The sequence below is a fragment of the Streptomyces sp. SID3343 genome, from assembly GCF_009865215.1.
Classification (GTDB): domain Bacteria; phylum Actinomycetota; class Actinomycetes; order Streptomycetales; family Streptomycetaceae; genus Embleya.
The window spans coordinates 1-3174 of the sequence record NZ_WWJX01000514.1; the positions used below are offsets into that span (position 1 = coordinate 1).

At 70.7% G+C, this 3174-nt stretch carries 2 protein-coding genes; both read right to left on the reverse strand.

Annotation, left to right across the window (positions count from 1 at the left end; genetic code table 11):
- Positions 1-1541, reverse strand: a 1541-nt coding sequence (locus GT354_RS16255) for a wax ester/triacylglycerol synthase family O-acyltransferase (protein ID WP_161357030.1), incomplete at its 3' end; no start/stop codon positions are given.
- Positions 1538-2776 carry an alpha/beta hydrolase gene (locus tag GT354_RS16260; protein ID WP_161357031.1) on the reverse strand — a complete coding sequence of 413 codons (1239 nt, stop codon included), beginning with the start codon at positions 2774-2776 and terminating at the stop codon, positions 1538-1540. The genes GT354_RS16260 and GT354_RS16255, both read right to left, overlap by 4 nt.
- Positions 2777-3174 lie beyond the last annotated feature (398 nt).

Genomic DNA, 3174 nt, shown 5'->3' on the forward strand with positions numbered 1-3174 from the left:
GCCCGTGCGCCGGCGGCGAGTGCGAGCCCGACCGGCCCGCCTGCGGCCTTCGCATCGGGCTCCGACTCCGACTCCGATCCCGGCTCCCGCTCCGGCTCCGATTCCGGCTCGGCCGTCGTCGCCTCCGCCGGCAGATCGCGCGCGCCCGGCGGCGGGGCGAGTTCGTCGGCGGCCTTGAGCAGCAGGTTGAGTTGCTCGACGATGCTGTCCGCGAGCGCGAACGGATCAGACAGGGCGGTCTTGTCGGCCAGTACCCCGATGTCGACCTGGTCGTGGTAGCTCATGCCACCGATGAACAATCCGAAGCCGTCGGCGATGATGCCCATCGAGTGAAAAGCCTCCACCTTCTGCCCGTTGGCGTACAGCGGGGTGAGCGGCCCCGGCACGTTGGAGACGGTCGCGTTGCACAGGGCCGGCAGCACCGACACCAGGTGCGCGTCGCGGTACAGGTCGCCGAGCAGACCGAGCACGGCCGGCGGCGGCGCCTTGGCCAGACCGCTGAGCAGTTCGGCGCCCATCGCGCTCTGTACGGCCTTGGCCGCGTTCGAGTTCTCGTGGACGCACAGCAGGCGTTCGGCGGGTTCCTCGACGTCGGTGGCCAGGCCCACGAGCATGCCCGTGATCATGTTGCCGCTGGCGCGTTCGCCGCCGCGGGTGGCGTCGACCGGCACCGAGGCGACCAGCTGCTCGAGAGGCAACTCCCCCGCTTCGTCCAGCAGTTCGCGCAGTGCCCCGGAGACGATCGCGAGCACCACGTCGTTGACCTTGACCCCGAAGGCGTTCTTGACCACCTTGATGTCGGCGAGCGAGACGGTGCAGAAACCGTAGGCGCGTTCCTTGCCGACGGGCGCGTTGAAGCGGGTCCTGGGCACGTTCGACGGGAGGGCTCGACCCAGCCGTCCGGTGAGTGCCGCCTGCACCGCGCCCCGCACGAGCCATCCGATCTGTCGGCCCAGGCGCACCGGTGTCCCGGCCAGCGAGAGCGCGCTCTCGCGCACCGCGTCCCAGCCCTGGGGGGCGGCGTCCGTCCCGGGGGCCGGCGCGAGGGTCACGTCGTCGACCGCGGTCGGATCGGCGTCGAAGAAGATTTCCTGCATCGCGGCGCCGGAACGGCCGTCGATGCACGCGTGATGCACCTTCCACAGGTGCGCGACGCGCCCGTTCTCCAGGCCGTCGACCACCCACCACTCCCACAGCGGCCGATCGCGGTCGAGCCGGTGCCGGTAGATCTCGGCGGCCATCGCGGCCAGTTCGCGGCGACCGCCCGGGGCCGCGAGGGTCGCCCGATGGACGTGGTTGTCGAGCTCGAAGTCCGCGTCGTCGACCCAGTGCGGGCGGGCCAGGCCCCACGGGCTTCGGACGAGTTTGCGGCCGAGCAACGGCAACCGGGGCAGTCGTGCGGCGAGCGTGCGCTTGAAGGCGGCGTGGTCGACGCGGCCGTCGGTGTCACGGGCGTCGACGACGGTCAGGCACACGACGTGCGCCGGCCACTTTGGCGACTCCAGGGCCAGGAAAGCCGAATCCATTCCGGAGAGTTTCACCAGGTGTACCTCCTCCCGATGCCCGACGACGTCAGGGCATCCTCGATGAAGTGACGGGCCTCCCGGTTCCACATGGCTCCGAGGTGCGAGCCGCGGTACCAGCAGACCGATGGTTCCTCCCAGTGCTTCCAGAGCCGATACGCCTGTTGCGGCGTGGCCATCCGATCGGCCAGGCCCGCGTACACGAATCGGCGGTCCAGCGGCACCCGCGGGGTCACCGCGAGCGGCGAGACCACGCGGTGGACCGTCTCGGCCTGGTCGCCGAGCAGGCCCGCCGCGCGTACTTCACGTTTGATGTCCTCGGGAGCGTGGTGCGACATCACCCACGCCATGTCGACCGAGGGCACGCCGACGATCACGCAGTCGAGGTCCTCCAGGCCCGCGAGCAGGGCCGCGACATAGGCGCCGAGCGAGAGGCCGTGCACGGCGATCGGGGTGTCGCCCTGCCCGCGGATCCAATCCAGGCAGCGGCGCACGTCCCACACGGCCTGTCCCAGGCCGTGCACGTTGCCGAGGTAGTCGAAGGAGATGAACGGCGTGTCCTGGGCGCGTGCGGACTTGCGCGGCCCGTGCATCGGCAGCACCGGGTGGATGACGTTGACGCCCAGTTCCCGGTGCAGTCGCTGCGCGCGGAACGCGGGCAGGTCGCCGGGGCGGCCCATGCCGAAGCCGTGCAGGTTGACCAGCCAGGGGCGCGGCTTGCCGGGGTGGCGCAGCAGGTGGGCCCACACCCGCTGGTTCGCACCGGCCGCCTGCCACCGGGCGGCTCCGGGGATGCCGGCCCGCGGCACGTATTCGCTGTCGAACGTCAGTTGTTCGTAGCTGATCGTGCCGTAGAGCTTCCCGCGCACGACCGGGTCGGACAGTGGGGGCGGTGGGGGGTGGAACAGGGTCGGATCGTCGAGGTAGGTCTCGGCGCGGAACGTCTCGACCGCGTCGGCGATCTCCCGGCGGATCCGCAGCGCGTCGTCGGGATCGGGAGACAGCCGCCCGGTGGCCATGAGGGCGACCACGAGTTCGTCGAGAAACGCGGCGGAGACCAGTCCCGGGGTGGGAAAGACGGTCGGCATGTCGGGGTGGCGGCGGCGCTCGGCGCGCAGCGACCTGACGTAGGAGCGGACTCCGAATCCCACCGACTGGGGGACGCTGCGCAAAAGTTGGCCGACCGGCAGGTCCGACAGCATGGAGGCGGACTTTTCGCTCTCGGAGCGTATGCGGCGCACAAGATCGAGCATGCTCGTCCTCCCCTCGTCGGGTCGGCGGCCGAGCGGCCTTGACCACTCGTGGTTGCGAACCGCAACTCTCGGCGTTCGACCCGAGCCGACCCTAGTACGGATCGCACGGAGCGAACACAGTCACTCGCTTTTGGTAACGGCAAATTCACAAATGATCCCGGAAGCTCTACTTCCGCTCACATGGCGGCAACAGCCGTGAAACCGGCCCGAATTCACACCGGGCAGCGCTCACCCCGAGCCGGCCCCCGCTCCCGTCCTCCACTCCCACCTCGACTCCCGCGCGCACGCGAAAAGCCCGCACCCCCGTCGCGGGGATGCGGGCCCTTCCGTGGTGCGCTCGCGCCGCCGTTCGCGGCGACGCGGTCGGTCAGCCGGCCGCCCAGTCGCGCTGGACGGCG

Coding starts and splice junctions, on each gene's coding strand:
- GT354_RS16260 (WP_161357031.1), bottom strand. CDS start 2,776: ATGCTCGATCTTGTGCGCCGCATACGCTCCGAGAGCGAAAAGTCCGCC.